At 65.7% G+C, this 16,420-nt stretch carries 8 protein-coding genes; 5 read left to right on the plus strand and 3 right to left on the minus strand.

Annotated features, from left to right (window positions below):
• Positions 1–10: 10 nt before the first annotated feature.
• Genes acnD through OIN59_RS16750 form a run of 3 tightly spaced genes read right to left on the minus strand, consistent with a single transcriptional unit; the run spans position 11 to position 4,248 of the window.
• Positions 11–2,659, minus strand: coding sequence for a Fe/S-dependent 2-methylisocitrate dehydratase AcnD (acnD, locus tag OIN59_RS16740; protein ID WP_274112207.1), 2,649 nt, complete (start codon positions 2,657–2,659; stop codon positions 11–13).
• 33 nt (positions 2,660–2,692) lie between these two features.
• Positions 2,693–3,856, minus strand: a complete 1,164-nt coding sequence (gene prpC / locus OIN59_RS16745; protein WP_274112208.1) for a bifunctional 2-methylcitrate synthase/citrate synthase — start codon at positions 3,854–3,856, stop codon at positions 2,693–2,695.
• Positions 3,853–4,248: an acyl-CoA thioesterase gene (locus tag OIN59_RS16750; RefSeq protein ID WP_274112209.1), complete on the minus strand. Its 396-nt coding sequence runs from the start codon at positions 4,246–4,248 to the stop codon at positions 3,853–3,855. The genes prpC and OIN59_RS16750 overlap by 4 nt, the downstream gene beginning before the upstream one ends.
• A 133-nt stretch (positions 4,249–4,381) precedes the next feature.
• On the opposite strand from OIN59_RS16750, the gene OIN59_RS16755 reads away from it, so the two are divergent.
• The 5 genes from OIN59_RS16755 to ligA all read left to right on the plus strand — a co-directional run bounded on the left by OIN59_RS16755 (position 4,382) and on the right by ligA (position 16,407).
• A complete protein-coding gene (locus OIN59_RS16755) occupies positions 4,382–5,845 on the plus strand; it encodes a short-chain fatty acyl-CoA regulator family protein (protein ID WP_274112210.1) in 1,464 nt (487 codons plus the stop codon).
• A gap of 271 nt (positions 5,846–6,116) precedes the next feature.
• Positions 6,117–9,209, plus strand: coding sequence for a bifunctional diguanylate cyclase/phosphodiesterase (locus OIN59_RS16760; protein WP_274112211.1), 3,093 nt, complete (start codon positions 6,117–6,119; stop codon positions 9,207–9,209).
• A gap of 364 nt (positions 9,210–9,573) precedes the next feature.
• Positions 9,574–13,098: a chromosome segregation protein SMC gene (smc, locus tag OIN59_RS16765; RefSeq protein WP_274112212.1), complete on the plus strand. Its 3,525-nt coding sequence runs from the start codon at positions 9,574–9,576 to the stop codon at positions 13,096–13,098.
• Positions 13,099–13,120: 22 nt separating this feature from the next.
• Positions 13,121–14,239, plus strand: coding sequence for a cell division protein FtsZ (locus tag OIN59_RS16770; protein WP_274112213.1), 1,119 nt, complete (start codon positions 13,121–13,123; stop codon positions 14,237–14,239).
• A 14-nt stretch (positions 14,240–14,253) separates the two neighbouring features.
• A complete protein-coding gene (ligA, locus tag OIN59_RS16775; RefSeq protein ID WP_274112214.1) occupies positions 14,254–16,407 on the plus strand; it encodes an NAD-dependent DNA ligase LigA in 2,154 nt (717 codons plus the stop codon).
• The last annotated feature ends 13 nt before the right edge of the window (positions 16,408–16,420 follow it).

Raw genomic sequence — 16,420 nt, forward strand, 5'->3', positions numbered from 1 at the left:
GGGGGGATTATCAATTTTGATAGCTGCTTGCGCTTTGTGCACATGCGCTGGACCGTGCTTTGGCTAAAAAGTCCTGCGCAAAGCGCTGCAAGACACCGCCCGCTTCGTACACCGAGACTTCCTCCGCAGTGTCCAGCCGACAGCGCATGGGCACCTTCACCACGTCGCCGTGTTTGCGGCGGATGACCAGCGTCACCGTGGCGCCCGCCTGCAGGTCGCCCTCCACGCCAAAAATCTCCGTCCCATCCAGCCCCAGCGTGACGCGATTGACCCCCGCGTGAAACTCCAGCGGCAACACCCCCATGCCAATCAGGTTGGTGCGATGGATGCGTTCAAAGCCCTCGGCCACTACTACCTCCACCCCCGCCAGCCGCACGCCCTTGGCGGCCCAGTCGCGGCTGGACCCCTGGCCGTAGTCGGCACCGGCAATGATGATGAGCGGCTGGCGGCGGTTTAGGTACGTTTCCATCGCCTCCCACATGCGCATGACCCGGCCTTCGGGCTCCACGCGGGCGAGTGATCCCTTTTTCACCTGGCCATCGACCGCGGCCATTTCGTTGACGAGCTGAGGGTTGGCAAACGTGGCCCGCATGGCGGTAAGGTGGTCGCCCCGGTGCGTAGCGTAGGAGTTGAAGTCCTCTTCGGGCACGCCCATGTGCGCGAGGTATTCGCCCGCCGCGCTGTCCGGCAGGATGGCGTTCGACGGTGACAGGTGGTCGGTGGTGATGTTGTCGGGCAGGATGGCCAGCGGGCGCATGCCTTTCAACGTGCGCGGGTGGGCAGCCAGCGCGCCGATGCCTTCCGTGTCCCAGTAGGGCGGGCGGCGGATGTAGGTGGACTGCGCGCGCCAGTCGTATTGCGGCGACACGCGCTGGCCATCGTCGTGGCGTATGGCAAACATGGGGTCGTACACGGCGCGGTACTGCGCGGGTTTCACCGCAGTCTTCACCACGGCGTCGATTTCTTCGTCGCCGGGCCACAGGTCCTTGAGACGGATCTCCTTGCCACCAATGACCGCCAGCACGTCCTTCTCGATGTCAAAACGCACGGTACCCGCAATCGCATAGGCCACCACCAGGGGCGGCGAGGCCAGAAACGCCTGCTTGGCATAGGGGTGGATGCGCCCGTCAAAGTTGCGGTTGCCTGAGAGCACGGCGGTGGCGTACAGGTCGCGGTCGATGATCTCCTGCTGGATGGCAGGGTCCAGCGCGCCACTCATGCCGTTGCAGGTGGTGCAGGCAAAGGCCACGATGCCAAAACCCAGCTTTTCCAGGTCGGCCAGCAAGCCCGCTTCCTTCAAATACAGCTCCACTGCCTTGGAGCCGGGCGCCAGCGAGGTCTTGACCCAGGGCTTGCGCGTGAGGCCCAGCCGGTTGGCGTTGCGCGCCAGCAGCGCGGCGGCGATGACGTTGCGCGGGTTGCTGGTGTTGGTGCAGCTGGTGATGGCGGCGATGACCACGGCGCCGTCGGGCATCGTGCCTTGGCTGGGCGAGGGCATGGTCCACGGGCCTGCAATGCCTCGGGCGGCCAGGTCGGACGTGGCCACACGAGCGTGGGGGTTGGAGGGGCCGGCCAGGTTGCGCACCACGGTAGACAGATCGAACACCAGGTTGCGCGCGTAGACCGCATCTTTGAGGGTGTCAGACCACAAACCCGCCGCCTTGGCATAGGTCTCGACCAGCTTTACTTGGCTTGCCTCGCGGCCCGTCAGTGTCAGGTACTCCAGCGTCTGTTCGTCGATGCTGAACAAGGCTGCCGTGGCGCCGTATTCGGGCGCCATGTTCGAGATGGTGGCGCGGTCGCCAATGGTGAGCTTGGCGGCGCCTTCGCCAAAGAACTCCAGGTACGCGCCCACCACCTTGGCCTTGCGCAAAAACTCGGTGAGCGCCAGCACCACATCGGTGGCGGTGATGCCGTCCTGGCGCTGGCCGGTCAGCTGCACGCCCACGATCTCGGGCAGCCGCATCATCGATGCGCGGCCCAGCATCACACTCTCGGCCTCCAGGCCGCCCACGCCGATGGCGATCACGCCCAGGGCGTCCACATGCGGTGTGTGGCTGTCGGTGCCCACGCAGGTGTCGGGGTAGGCCACGCCCCGGTCGGCATGGACCACGGGCGACATCTTTTCCAGATTGATCTGGTGCATGATCCCGTTCCCCGCCGGGATCACATCCACATTGGCAAAGGCTTTTTTGGTCCACTCGATGAAGTGGAAGCGGTCTTCGTTGCGGCGGTCTTCGATGGCGCGGTTCTTGGTGAAAGCGTCGGGGTCGAACCCGCCACACTCCACGGCCAGCGAGTGGTCCACGATGAGCTGCACTGGCACCACAGGGTTCACCTGGGCCGGGTCGCCGCCCTCCTTGGCAATCGCATCGCGCAGGCCCGCCAGATCCACCAGCGCCGTCTGACCCAGGATGTCGTGGCAGACCACGCGCGCCGGGTACCAGGGGAAGTCGCGGTCGCGTTTGCGCTCGATGAGCTGGTACAGGCAGTCGTTGATGGTGGCCGGATCGGCGCGGCGCACGATGTTTTCGGCGTGGACCCGGGCGGTGTAGGGCAGGGTGGCCCAGGCGCCCGGTTGCAGAGATTCGACGGCCTCGCGGGCATCAAAGTAGTCGAGCTGCGTGCCGTGCAGCTTTTTGCGATACAGAGTGTTCATGAACGTGGGGCAGGGAGCTGGGGGCGTCTTGTTTTACTTGCGGTCCTGGATCGGCACGAACGCCAGGTCTTCGGGCCCGGTGTAGTTCGCGCTGGGCCGGATGATCTTGTTGTCCTGCCGCTGCTCGATGATGTGCGCCGCCCAGCCGCTGGTGCGCGCAATCACGAACAGCGGCGTGAACATGGCGGTGGGCACACCCATCATGTGGTAGCTCACGGCGCTGAACCAGTCGAGGTTGGGGAACATTTTTTTCACCTCCCACATCACGGTCTCCAGCCGCTCGGCAATGTCGAACATCTTGGTGCTGCCGGCGTCTTCAGACAGGCTGCGCGCCACGCCCTTGATGACGGCGTTGCGCGGGTCGCTCACCGTGTAGACCGGGTGGCCGAATCCGATCACGACCTCCTTGGCCTCCACGCGGCGGCGGATGTCGGCCTCGGCCTCGGCGGGGCTGTCATAGCGCTTCTGGATCTCGAAAGCCACCTCGTTCGCGCCGCCATGCTTGGGGCCCCGCAGCGCACCGATGGCGCCGGTGATGGCCGAATACATGTCGCTGCCCGTGCCTGCCACCACGCGGGCCGTGAAGGTGGACGCGTTGAACTCATGTTCGGCATACAGGTTGAGCGAGGTGTGCATCGCACGCTCCCAGGCGGGGCTGGGTGGGGTGCCGTGCAGCAGGTGCAAGAAGTGCGCGCCGATGGAGTCGTCGTCGGTCTCCACCTCGATGCGGCGGCCCGAGCTGGCCCAGTGGTACCAGTACAGCAGCATGGAACCCAGCGATGCCATGAGCCGGTCGGCAATGTCGCGCGCACCAGGCAGGTTGTGGTCGTCCTTTTCGGGCAGGGCGCAGCCCAGGGCCGACACGCCCGTGCGCATCACATCCATGGGGTGGCTTGCGGCGGGCAGTTGCTCCAGCGCGTGTTTCACACTCATGGGCAGGCCGCGCAGGGCCTTGAGTTTGGCCTTGTAAGCCTTGAGTTCGGCGTGGGTGGGCAGCTTGCTGTGCACCAACAGGTGGGCAATCTCTTCAAACTCGCAGACCTCGGCAATGTCCAGGATGTCATAGCCACGGTAGTGCAGGTCGTTGCCCGTGCGGCCCACGGTGCACAGGGCGGTGTTGCCTGCCGTCACGCCCGACAGGGCCACGGATTTTTTGGGCTTGAAGCCCGGGGTGTCTGCGGTGGTGGTAGTGGTCATGCGGTCTCCTGGTTCAAATAAGCGTTGGTGATGGGGACAGGGCGGCCCTTGCCATCCACCGCCACCATTTCAAAAATCCCCTTCAGTACCTCTTCCGGTGGCGAGCCCAGCGTGGCGGCCAGGCCGGTCACACACACGGTGAGGGAGCTGCGGCCGATGCGGGTGACCCAGGCGCGCAGCGTGAGCACATGGCCCACGGGCACGGGAGCCAGAAAGCGCACATCGGTCACACCCGCCATCACCACATCACGGGCTGCGGCCCCGCGCGCTGCCAGAAACGCCGCCTTGGCCATGAGCTGCAGGGCGTTGCCGCCAAACAGCGTGCCGTAGTGGTTGGCCTCTGCGGGGAAGACGATCTCCGTCAGTTCGATGGTGCCGGTGGGGGTTATCATGCTTCGCAATTTACGCAAAATAGCATCCCTATGTAAGGCCTGAATTGGCGAATGATTGCGAATCAAAAATTCATAGTTTGCAAAGTTTGCGAATGGCGACAAAGGCAACACGCGGCAACGCTGGAAAGATGGAATGAAAAAAACCTTCATGGGCGTGCGCTTGCGCCGCCTGCGCGAAGAACGTGGCATGACCCAGGTGGCGCTGTCGCGCGCGCTGGACCTGTCGGCCAGCTACCTCAACCAGCTGGAGCAGAACCAGCGCCCGCTCACGGTGCCTGTGCTGCTCAAGATCAATGCCGTGTTTGGCGTGGATGTGCAGCGCTTTTCGGACGACGACGAGGCGCGCCTGATCACTGGCCTGCGCGAGGTGCTGGCCGATCTGCCCGCCGGTGTGGGCGGGGAAGGCGCGGGTGACGTCGTATCCCTGGCCGAGATCCGCGAGCTGGCCGCCGGTATGCCCGCCGTGGCACGCACGCTGCTGGCGTTGCACCAGCGGCACCGGCAGGCGCTGGAACGGCTGGAGGCACTGGGCAGCCAGTGGGGGGACGACCGCAGCGGGGTGGCCCCACTGCCCAGCCACCCACCCATGGCCTATGAAGAGGTGCGCGACTTCTTCTTCGCGCGCCAGAACCACATTGCCGAGCTGGACGACGCTGCTGAACGCTGCGCGGCCGAGTGGGGTCTGTTGCCCGGTCGTGCCGATGAAGCGCTGGTCCAACGCCTGCTGGTGGCCCATGGCGTGCGTGTGGTGGATGTGGCCGACCTACCCGGGCAGGCGCAGCGCGTGTTCCAGGCCGACGCTGGCGTGCTGCAGCTGGCAGCGGGGCTGGAGCGCGGGCAGCGTGCCTTTCAGATGGCAACGCAGCTGGCGTTTTTAGAGCAGGGCGCGGAACTGCAGCGTTTGGCCAATGGCGCTGGGTTGTCGAGTGACCAGGCCAGGGCCCTGGCGCGTATTGGCCTAGCCAACTATTTTGCGGGGGCGCTGGTGTTGCCCTACACGCCCTTCTTGCGGGCGGCAGAGGCTGCGCACTACGACATTGACCGGCTGGGCCACCAGTTTGGCGTGGGCTTTGAGACGGTGTGCCATCGCCTGTCCACCCTGCAACGCCCTAGCGCGCGCGGCGTGCCGTTCTTCTTCATCCGGGTGGACCGCGCGGGCAACATCAGCAAGCGGCAGTCGGCCACGCACTTTCACTTCAGCAAGATCGGCGGCACCTGCCCGCTGTGGAATGTGTACGAGGCCTTTGCCCAACCCGGCCGCACTGTGCCGCAGGTGGCACGCATGCCCGATGGCCGTGCCTACCTGTGGGTGGCGCGTACCGTATCGCGCAGCGGGGGCGGGTGGGGCGTGCCCGGCAAGGAGTTCTCGGTAGCGCTGGGTTGTGACATCCGCCACGCGCCACAGCTGGTGTATTCACGCGGGCTGGACCTGGCCAACCCTGATGCAGCCGTGCCCATCGGCATGGGCTGCAAGGTGTGCGAGCGGGCCGCCTGCCCACAGCGGGCGTTTCCGCCCATCGGGAGGGCGCTGGATGTGAATGAAAACCGCAGCCAGTTCGCGCCGTACCCGGTCGCGCCAGGGGTAACCCTCGGGTAAATCCGTAGACTTTCGGGTTATGAAATGCGCTCATCATTTCATAGCTTGCGAGGCATGTCACTGTGGCGCTAGAGGCACTTTTTTCTTAAATTTTTCACCGTAACCAAATGTTGGCTCCATACTGGCGGGATTGCCGCTATCCTGCGCAACTTGCATGGTGTCCGGCCCAAACTCTGGCTGGTAACGCAAAGGTGCGTCTCTGACTTCTTTCACCCATTCCCCCCTGGCAGCCCTGGCCCCCCAAAGCCGCTATCGGCATTGGGTTGCGGGCGTGGGCGTGGCCGTTCTGGGGTTGGTGGTAAGCCTGTGGCTGGTGCAGCACCAGGCCGCGTCGATGGCACAGATCGAAGAAGCGCGCTTTACCCAGGAGACGCGGGCGTTTACCGAGGCGCTGAGCCAGCGCATCTTCGGTCACACCGAGGTCGTCAACGGCCTGCGTGGGCTGTTCACTGCCAACCCTCATTTGTCACGCCTGGACTTTGAGCGGGCGGCCAGCGAGATGGAGGTGGGCCAGCGCTACCCCGGCGTGCGCAACCTGTCTTTCACACGCTGGGTGCCGGGGAGCGAGCGCGAGGCCTACGAGGCCAGGGTGCGGGCCGACACCTCGTTGTCGCCCGAAGGTTTGCCCCAGTTCAAGATCCATCCGCCCGGCGAGCGGGCCGAATATTTTGTGGCCGAGTACCTCTGGCCCATGTTTGGCAACGAAGGCGTGCTGGGCCTGGACATCAGTGCCCAGCCCGCCAACCTCGCGGCCATGCGCTACAGCCGCGACAGTGGGCGGACCGTGGTGTCTGCCCCGTTCGACCTGCTGCAGGAGGAGACACACCGCGCAGGCATTGTCATTCGCGTGCCGGTGCTCGACCCTACTGCAGGCTCGGCAGAGCGGCGTTTTTTGGGGGCAGTGGCGTCCACCCTGCGGGTTTATGACCTGGTGCAGGGGTTGGGTAGCCAAGGGTTCCTGAACGGCATCGCCGTCGCCATGGCCGACCTGGGGCCGGTGCGCACCGACTCGGGCGACGCCACGGTGCGCCCCTTGCTGGCGCAGACTGCCCCGGGCCTGCCCGGCGCGAAGCCCCTGGTACGCGAGCTGCGGGTGCACGACCGGCGCTGGCAGCTCACCTTCTACCCGACCCGGTCGTTTCTGACGGCGTCGGAAACGCGCTTGCCGTGGCTGGCCGGACTGGCCGCAGGGCTGGTGTCGTTGCTGCTGGCGTCCACCGTGGCCCTGTTGGTGCGCCAGCGCACCCTGGCGCTGGTGCGCGCCCAACTGTCCGACGAGGCGCGGCGCGAGAGCGAAGAGCGGTTTCGTGCGCTCTTCAACCAGGCCACCGTAGGTGTGGCCCAGGTGGATTCGGCCACTGGCCAGTTTGTGCGGGTCAACCAGCGCTACGGCGACATCCTGGGATATAGCCCGCAGGAGCTGGTGGGTATGACCTTTCAGAGCTTCACCCACCCCGACGACCTGGCGGCAGACCAGGCCCATGCGCGGCGACTGCAGAACGGTGATGTGCCCGAGTACCGGCTGGAAAAACGCTATATCCACAAGGACGGGCACGAGGTTTGGGGCGATCTGACGGTGTCGTCGATGTGGGCGACGAGCTCCGCGCCCGGCTACCACATTGCCGTGGTGCAGGACATCACGGGACGCAAGCGCATGGAAGAAGACCTGCGCGCCAATGAACAGCGCCTGCGCAGCATTCTGGAGCGCCTGCCCATGGGCCTGTGCCTGGTGCAGGACGATGGACTCATCAGCTTCCGCAACAAGCGCTATGTCCAGATCTGTGGATACACCCAGGAGGACGTGCCCGACAGCGATACTTGGTGGAAACGCGCCTACCCCGACGTTGCAGAGCGTGAAGAGATCCGCAAAAGGCTCCTCGATGCCACGCACCAGGGCCTGGTTCCGCTGGCCGAGTACACGATCTGTTGTGCGGACGGCAAGTACAAGCCGGTAGAGATCTCCGGCATTTTTGTCGAGGGTGGCCGCCTGATCACCATGCAGGACCTGAGCGAGCGCAAGGCCGCCGAGGAAGAGATCAACCAGCTGGCCTACTACGATCCGCTCACCCGGCTGCCCAACCGCCGCCTGCTGATGGACCGGCTGCAGCAGGCGCTGGCCACCAGCGCGCGCCACCAGCGCAGTGGTGCACTGCTGATGCTGGACCTGGACAACTTCAAGACCGTCAACGAAACCCGAGGCCACGACCGGGGGGATGCCTTGCTGCTACAGGTGGCGCACCGCCTGCGCGGCTGTGTGCATGAGGATGACACCGTGGCCCGCCAGGGCGGCGACGAATTTGTGGTCGTGCTGGAAGACCTGGGGGATAGCCCCGAGGAGGCCGCCGCGCGTGCTGAGGACGTGGGCCAGCGCATTCTGGGCGTGCTGCGCGAGCCCTATCAGATCGACGGCGACGCGCACCACAGCTCGCTGAGCATGGGCGTCACCATTTACAGCGGCACGCGCGAGACCGTGGACGAGCTGCTCAAGCGTGCCGACCTGGCCCTGTACCAGGCCAAGAACGCAGGGCGCGATACCTTGCGCTTTTATGACCCCCAGATGCAGGCCGTGGTCAGCGCCCGCGCCACGCTGGAGCTGGACATGCGGGTGGGTCTGGCCCAAGGCCAGTTCGAGCTGTATTACCAACCCCAGATCGACCACGGTCGCATCACCGGGGCCGAGGCGCTACTGCGCTGGCGGCACCCGCGCGAGGGGTTCATCTCGCCCGCACATTTCATCCCGCTGGCCGAAGAAACCGGCCTGATCCTGCCGCTGGGCGAGTGGGTGCTGCAGGCGGCTTGTCGGCGGCTGGCCGCCTGGGCGCAGCAGCCCGACCTGGCCTTGCTGAGCCTGGCGGTCAATGTGAGCCCTCGGCAGTTTCACCAGGTCAGCTTTGTCGCCCAGGTGCTCGCGGCGCTGGCCGGTGCGGGGGCCGACGGCCACCAGCTCAAGCTGGAGATGACCGAAGGCTTGTTGCTGCAGGATGTGGAGGACACCATCGACAAGATGGGCCAGCTCAAAGGCTACGGCGTGGGCTTTTCGCTCGACGACTTTGGCACCGGTTACTCGTCGCTGAGCTATCTCAAGCGCCTGCCGCTGGACCAGCTCAAGATCGACCAGAGCTTTGTGCGCGACGTGCTCACCGACCCCAACGATGCTGCGATTGCGCGCACCGTGGTGGCGCTGGGCACCAGTCTGGGCTTGCGCGTGATCGCCGAGGGCGTGGAGACCGAGGCGCAACGCGAGTTTCTGGAACGCCACCACTGCCACGCCTGGCAGGGCTACCTGCTAAGCCCCCCCGTGGCGGTGGCTGCGTTTGAGGAGCTGGTACGCCGCACCAATGGCGCACTGGATGGCAGCCGCTGATAACGCGGGCCCGCGCCGGGTGCATGGGACTGCCCGCATGACCGCTACGCGCTCCAACGCGACTCCCCGCGAGATCGCAAGCACCTTCTGAGAGCTTCTGAGGCCTGTTGCAGATCCATCAAAATTGATAGCAAACAAGCCTTGTTGCACTAGCACATCAGGCCAATTTGACTGAATTTTCCAGTCGAAAGTCTCCCAAGGTGCCACCTGCGCCCCCAGGGCTGCGGGGTCGGGCAGGCGGCGCGGTATCATTCCGGCCTTGCCGACACCCGGCCCTGCCGGTGTGTTTTACGCCGGGACTGCGCACCGGCGCCGTGTCTGTATGACCCCCGCGTCCCTCCTGCTTTTATCCGCCTTCTGATCCGTGCGTCTTACCTCGATCAAGCTCTCCGGCTTCAAGTCGTTCGCTGAACCCACCAACTTCATGCTGCCCGGGCAACTGGTCGGCGTGGTGGGCCCGAACGGCTGCGGCAAGTCCAACATCATGGATGCGGTGCGCTGGGTGCTGGGCGAGAGCAAGGCCAGCGAGCTGCGTGGCGAGTCCATGCAGGACGTGATCTTCAGCGGCACCACCACCCGCAAGCAGGCCAGCCGCGCGAGTGTGGAGCTGGTCTTCGACAACTCCGACCACCGCGCGGGCGGGCAGTGGGGCCAGTACGGTGAGGTGGCCGTGCGCCGCGTGCTCACGCGCGACGGCACCAGCAGCTACTACCTCAACAACCAGCCCGTGCGCCGCCGCGACGTGCAGGACGTGTTCCTGGGCACGGGCCTGGGGCCCCGTGCCTACGCCATCATCGGCCAGGGCACCATCAGCCGCATCATCGAAAGCCGCCCTGAGGAACTGCGCCTGTTCCTCGAAGAGGCTGCGGGCGTCTCCAAATACAAGGAGCGCCGCCGGGAGACCGAAAACCGCCTGTCGGACACGCGCGAGAACCTCACGCGGGTTGAAGACATCCTGCGCGAGCTGAACGCCAACCTCGAAAAGCTCGAAAAGCAGGCCGAGGTGGCCGCCAAGTACAACACCCTGCAGGCCGACGCAACGCTCAAGCAGCACCAGCTGTGGTTTTTGAAGCGGGCCGAGGCAGAGGAGCAGCAGAACAAGGTGCGCCTGGACGGCCTGCAGGCCGTGAACGACCTGGAATCGCGCATGGCCGATCTGCGCGCGGTGGAGTCTGATCTCGAAACCATCCGCCAGGCCCACTACGCCGCTGGCGACCAGGTGAACCAGGCCCAGGGCAAGCTTTATGAAGCCACGGCCGAGGTCGGCAAGCTCGAAGCCGAGATCCGCTACGTGATAGAAGGCCGCCAGCGCGTGGAGCAGCGCCTGGTCACGCTGGCCGAGCAGATCGCCCAGTGGCAGGCCCGCAAGGAAGTGGCCGATACTGAGCTCGAAAACCTGGCCGGTGCCGGTGTGGACGCCGAAGAACGCGCCGAGATGCTGGCCGCCCAGGTGGAAGAGCAGGCCATGCAGCTGCCCGACCTGGAAGAGGCCCTGCGCCAGGCGCAAAGCCGCACGGCCGAGCAACGGACTGCCGTGGTGCAGGTGCAGCAGCAGATTGGCGTGCTCGCTGCCGAGCAGCGCAGCTTTGACGAGCAAAGCCGCCAGCTCGACGCCCGCTTTGAGCGCCTGCGCACCGACCGCAACGCGCTGGCCGCGCCCGACGAAGCCCGCCTGACCAACCTGCGCGAGCAGCTCGAAGAAGCGCAAGAGATCGCAGAAACGACCGCAGCCCGCCTGCACGAGCTGCAGGAGTCCGTACCCCAGCTCGACGACGACCGCCGCGCGCGCCAGCAGGCCGTCAACACCGAAAGCGCTCGCCAGGCCGACCTGTCGGCCCGCATGGAGGCCCTGAAGGCTCTGCAGGAAAAGGTCAAGACCGATGGCAAGCTGCGTCCCTGGCTTGCCAAACATGGGCTCGACGGCCTGCAAGGACTGTGGAGCCGCATCCACATCGAGCCCGGCTGGGAAAACGCGCTGGAAGCTGCATTGCGCGAACGCTTGGCTGCCTTGGAAGTAGGGCGCCTGGACATGGTGCGCGGCTTCCTGGGCTCCGGCGGTAACGATGCTCCGCCCGCCCGCCTGGCTTTCTACAGCGCCCCCGCTGCGGGCCACCCCGAAACATCGTCCCCCCACGCCCGCCTGTCGGACCTGCTGCGCCTGAACGATGCGGGCCTGCGTGCGGTGTTGGTGGACTGGCTGCAGGGGTGCTACACCGCTCCCACGCTGGACGACGCTTTGGCCCGCCGCAGCACGCTGCAGCCCGGGGAGGTAGTGTTTGTTCCTACCGGCCATGCTGTCAGCGCGCACAGCGTGAGCTTCTATGCGCAGGACTCCGAGCAGTCCGGCATGCTGGCCCGCGCGCAGGAAATAGAGCACCTCGAAAAAGAGCTGCGCGCGCAGGCCCTGATCGCGGAAGAATCGCGCACGGCCCTGGTCCGCGCAGAGGCTGCGTATGCCGATGCTTCCCAGCGCCTCGTGGCCGCACGCCGCGAAGCCACCGAAACACAAAGTCGTGCCCACGAGCTGCAAGTCGAAACCCTGCGCCTCACGCAGCTGGCCGAGCAGACCCGCGCACGCAGCCAGCAAATCGACGGCGATCTGGCCGAGGTGGAAGCCCAGCTGGCCGACCTGCAGGAGCGCCGCGTGGCCGCCGAGGCACGCTTTGAAGAACTGGACATGCAGCTGGCCGACAGCCAGGAGCGCGAGGCCCAGCTGGGCGACAAGGTCATCGAAGCCGAACGCAAACTCACCGCCTGCCGCGAGCAGCAGCGCACGCTGGAGCGCCAGGCGCAGGAGGCCACGTTTTCGCAGCGCAGCCTGGAGGCGCGCCGGGGCGAACTCAACCGCTCCATCGAAACCGCCACCCAGCAGGCCAAGGCCCTGGCTGACGAAGAGCAGCGCGCACGCGATGAGCTTGCCCGCCTGTCGGATGCCGCTGCGCAAGGCGGCCTGCAGGCCGCGCTGGAAGTGAAGATGGAGCGCGAAAAGGCCCTTGGTGCCCAGCGCAGCGAATACGACGATCTGACGACCAAGCTGCGCGCCAGCGATGAACGCCGCATGCAGCTCGAACGTGCGCTCGACCCGCTGCGCGCGCGCATCACTGAATTCCAGCTCAAGGAGCAGGCCGCGCGCCTGGGCTTGGAGCAGTACACCACCTTGCTGACCGACGCCCAGGCCGACCTCGAAGCCGTGGCCCAGTCGATCACCGAAGGCAATGTGCGCGTGGGTGGCTTGCAAAGCGAAATCGACCGCCTGCACCGCGAGATCGCCGCCCTGGGCGCCGTGAACCTGGCAGCACTGGACGAACTGAAGCTCGCCAGCGAACGCAAGATCTTCCTCGATGCGCAAACCGCCGACCTGACCGAGGCGATGAACACGCTGGAAGACGCGATCCGCAAGATCGATGGCGAAACACGCCAGCTGCTCTCAGGCACTTTCGATACGGTCAACGGCCACTTCGGGCGCATGTTCCCCGAGCTGTTTGGCGGCGGCCAGGCCAAGCTCATCATCACGGGCGACGAAATCCTCGATTCCGGCGTGCAGGTGATGGCCCAGCCCCCCGGCAAGAAGAACCAGACCATTCACCTGCTGTCGGGTGGCGAAAAGGCCCTCACGGCCATTGCGCTGGTGTTTGCCATCTTCCAGCTCAACCCCGCACCGTTCTGCCTGCTGGACGAGGTGGACGCGCCGCTGGACGACGCCAACACCGAGCGTTATGCCAAGCTCGTGTCCAGCATGAGCAAGGGCACGCAGTTTTTGTTCATCAGCCACAACAAGATCGCGATGGAAATGGCCGAGCAACTGATCGGCGTGACCATGCAGGAGCAGGGCGTGTCGCGCATCGTAGCGGTGGACATGGAGTCCGCGCTTTCGATGGCCGACGCCTGAAAAACTCAAATTCTCTGAACCCATGAGCACATTGCAACTGAGTCTGGCCATCATCGGCGGTCTGGTGCTGGCCCTCATCGTGGCCTACAACACCTGGACCTCGCGCCGCAATGCGCCCAAGCGCGCGCTGCCGCAAGAGCCGGTGGATCCCGCGGGCGAGCCGACCCAGCGCCAGGAGCCCGGCTTCGATGCGGGGGCTGCCGTGGCCGTACCGCCGGGTGAGTTTCACGGCCTCGACCGGGGCCCCGATCCCTCGGAGCATGCGGTCGATGCTGATGAGGCCCTGCAGCTGCCCGTGCCACCGTTTTCGCTGGAGCGCCGCCCCGGGCTCGATCCGCTCATCGATGTCATTGCATCGCTGCAGCCCGAGCATGTGGTGTCGGGCGATGCTGCTCTGGCCGCGCTGCCGCCGACCCGCCGCGCAGGCAGCAAGCCGTTCGCCATCGAAGGCCTCAACGAAGCGAACCAGCAGTGGGAAACCCCTGCACCGGGCCAGCGCTACCAGAGCTTCCAAGCCGGTGTGCAGCTGGCCAACCGCATGGGCGCGCTCAACGAGATCGAGTTTTCCGAGTTCGTCGTCAAGGCCCAGGCGTTTGCCGACGCTATCAATGCCGCCCCCGACTTCCCCGACATGCTGCAGGAAGTGGCCCGCGCCCGCGAGCTGGACCAGTTCGCCAGCGACCACGACGCCCAGCTCATGTTCATGCTGCGCGCCCGCCAGGCCGCCTGGAGCCCCGGCTACGTGCAGCAGAACGCCGCCCGCCTGGGCTTTGTGCCCGGAGCCATGCCCGGCCGCCTGGTGCTGCCTGCCAGCGCACAGGGCTTGCCGCCCCTGCTCACGCTGGGCTACGACACCCAGGCTGCGCTGGCCGAAGACCCCGACCAGTCCGCCATCCGCGACATCACTCTGAGCCTGGACGTGGCACAAGTCCACCGTACCGAACAACCCTTTGCGCGCCTGCGCGACGTAGGGGCCGCGCTGTGCGAGGCCATGGACGGGGTGCTCTGCGACCAGAACGGCCAGCCGCTGCCCGCGATGGCCATGGACCCGATTGCTGCGGACCTGGAGCTGCTGTACGACCAGTTGGATGGACGCGACCTGTCGGCAGGTTCTGTATTGGCCCGGCGCCTCTTCAGTTGAGCGTTGTTGCGGTCATGACCGACAATTTGGACCTTTTTTCGGCTCCAGCGCCCGCAGATCAAGCGCAACCAGCTATCAAAATCGAAGCACTGCGCAACCAGCTCAACCACTGGGCGCACCAGTACTACGTGCTGGACGAACCCACGGTGCCCGATGCCGAATACGACCGTGTGTTCCGCGAGTTGCAGGCGCTGGAGGCCGCGCACCCCGACCTCATCACCCCCGATTCGCCCACGCAGCGCGTGATTGGTGCGGTGATGGAGGGCTTGGCATCGGTGCGCCACGCGGTGCCCATGCTCAGCATCCACACCGAAACCGACACCGAGGCCACCGGCGCGCAGGCGTTTGATGCCCGCGTGCGGCGCGAGCTGGGCCTGTCGGAATCTGACCCTGCCATCGAATACGTGGCCGAGCCCAAGTTCGACGGCCTGGCCATGAGCTTGCGCTACGAAAACGGCCGTCTGGTGCAAGCCGCTACGCGCGGTGATGGTGAGGTGGGCGAGGACGTGACGCACAACATCCGCACGATCCGGCAGATACCCCTCACGCTGCCTGGCGGTGTACCGCCGCTGCTCGAAGTACGTGGCGAGGTCTACATGCGCCGCGCAGACTTTGATGCTCTCAACGAGCGCCAGCGGGAGCAGGGCGGCAAGACCTTTGTGAACCCACGCAACGCCGCAGCGGGTGCTGTGCGCCAGCTCGACTCTGGCATCACCGCCCAGCGTCCCTTGAGCTTTTTTGCCTATGGCCTGGGCGCCATCACGCCGCCCGGCGATGGCGGGCCGGTGTTCCGCACGCACTACGAGATGCTGCAGACGCTGAAGTCATGGGGTTTTCCCGTTGCAGCGCAGGTGCAGATTGCGGTAGGTGCTACTGAATTGGTAGCATTTCACCAGCAGGTGGGAGCCAGCCGCGATGCGCTGCCGTACGACATCGACGGTGTGGTCTACAAGGTCAATTCCCTGCAGTTGCAGCGCGACCTGGGCTTCAAGACCCGCGAGCCGCGCTGGGCCGTAGCGCACAAGTACCCCGCGCAGGAGATGGCCACCAAGGTCGAAGGCATCGACGTGCAGGTGGGGCGCACCGGCAAGATCACACCCGTAGCGCGCCTGACACCAGTTTTTGTCGGCGGGGTTACCGTCACTAACGCCACGCTGCACAACCTATTCGAAATTCGCAAAAAAGGCGTGCGGGTGGGCGATCAGGTGATCGTGCGCCGAGCCGGTGATGTGATTCCCGAAGTCGTGGGAGTGATGCCCCCACTCACGGATGCGACGGAAGTCATTTCTGTTGATGGTGTGCCCGTCAAGCGGCCTCACGGAAACCCTCCTCGCGAGATTTACGTCCCCAACTTCCGTATGCCCAAGGCCTGCCCCGTGTGTGGCAGCGCCGTGGTGCGCGAAAAGGGCGAGGCCAACCACCGCTGCACGGGCGGCCTGTTCTGTGCCGCGCAGCGCAAGGAGGCCATCCTGCACTTTGCCGCGCGCCGCGCCATGGACATCGAGGGCCTGGGCGACAAGCTGGTGGACCAGCTGGTGGATGCCAACGTGATCCGCACGCTGCCCGACCTGTACCGGCTGGGCCTCACATCGCTCATCGCGCTGGAGCGCATGGCCGAGAAATCGGCCCAGAACGTGCTGGCTGCGCTCGAAAAATCCAAGCAGACCACCTTGCCACGCTTTTTGTTCGGCCTGGGGCTGCGTCACGTGGGCGAGGCCACGGCCAAGGACCTGGCGCGGCACTTTGGCACACTGGACGCCATCATGGACGCCAGCGTGGAGCAGTTGCTGCAGGTGAACGATGTGGGCCCTGTGGTGGCACAGAGCCTGCACACCTTCTTTCAGCAGCCGCACAACCGAGAGGTGGTCGAGCAACTGCGCGCCTGCGGCGTGACCTGGCCCGAGGGCCTGGTGGCCGAGCGCGCCCCACAGATTTTGGCGGGCAAGACGGTGGTGCTGACCGGTACCTTGCCCACGCTGAGCCGAGACGCCGCCAAGGACATGCTGGAGGCCGCTGGCGCCAAGGTGGCGGGCTCCGTCAGCAAAAAGACCAGCTACGTGGTTGCGGGCGAAGAAGCCGGCAGCAAGCTGGCCAAGGCCCAGGAACTGGGTGTGCCCGTGCTCGACGAAGCCGGCATGCTGGAACTGTTGTCAGGCCAGGGTGTCTGACGGGGCACGGTGC

This window comes from Acidovorax benzenivorans (genome assembly GCF_028680575.1).
GTDB classification, from domain to species: Bacteria; Pseudomonadota; Gammaproteobacteria; order Burkholderiales; family Burkholderiaceae_C; genus Acidovorax; species Acidovorax benzenivorans.

Bases quoted from the DNA above. Each gene is read 5' to 3' on its own strand.
- OIN59_RS16750 (WP_274112209.1), bottom strand. From the start codon at position 4,248: ATGATAACCCCCACCGGCACCATCGAACTGACGGAGATCGTCTTCCCC.
- acnD (WP_274112207.1), bottom strand. From the start codon at position 2,659: ATGAACACTCTGTATCGCAAAAAGCTGCACGGCACGCAGCTCGACTAC.
- prpC (WP_274112208.1), bottom strand. From the start codon at position 3,856: ATGACCACTACCACCACCGCAGACACCCCGGGCTTCAAGCCCAAAAAA.
- ligA (WP_274112214.1), top strand. From the start codon at position 14,254: ATGACCGACAATTTGGACCTTTTTTCGGCTCCAGCGCCCGCAGATCAA.
- OIN59_RS16755 (WP_274112210.1), top strand. From the start codon at position 4,382: ATGAAAAAAACCTTCATGGGCGTGCGCTTGCGCCGCCTGCGCGAAGAA.
- OIN59_RS16770 (WP_274112213.1), top strand. From the start codon at position 13,121: ATGAGCACATTGCAACTGAGTCTGGCCATCATCGGCGGTCTGGTGCTG.